This window comes from Rhizobium sp. 18055, from assembly GCF_902706285.1.
Classification (GTDB): Bacteria; Pseudomonadota; Alphaproteobacteria; order Rhizobiales; family Rhizobiaceae; genus Rhizobium.
The window spans coordinates 1-386 of the sequence record NZ_CACSKD010000495.1 but is presented as its reverse complement, the minus strand read 5'-3'; the positions used below and the strand labels follow the sequence as shown (position 1 = coordinate 386).

The following is a 386-nucleotide window of genomic DNA, read 5'->3' as shown; positions in this document are numbered from 1 at the left end:
GCATTGCGGAGCACGCATGGGCATGAGCTTCCGACCTCCCGATCCCGGCCAGATCCAGCAGGCGTTCACCGCCGACGCCGCGCTCGTGCAGCGCTATGCGCTGCAGGAGGTGATCGGCACCGGCTCCTACGGCATCGTCTTCTCCGCGCTGCAACAGCCCACCGGCCAGAAGGTGGTGCTGAAATTCGTCCGCATCGACGAGGACGAGCGGCTGTTCAAGCGCTTCCGCCGCGAGATCGGGGCCTGCGCGCGGCTGCACCATCCGCACGTCGTGCAACTGCTCGACGAAGGCGTCTGCGGCCCGTTCGTCTTCGCGGTCTTCGAGTTCGTGCCGGGCATGACCCTGCGGCAGTTGCTGCAGCAGCAGGGGGCGCTGTCCGCGGGCG

1 protein-coding gene is annotated in these 386 nt (G+C 68.4%); it reads left to right on the top strand.

The window, feature by feature from the left end:
* Nucleotides 1-16: 16 nt before the first annotated feature.
* A partial coding sequence (locus GVL52_RS32740; protein ID WP_200848082.1) for a protein kinase occupies nucleotides 17-386 on the top strand: 370 nt, incomplete at its 3' end.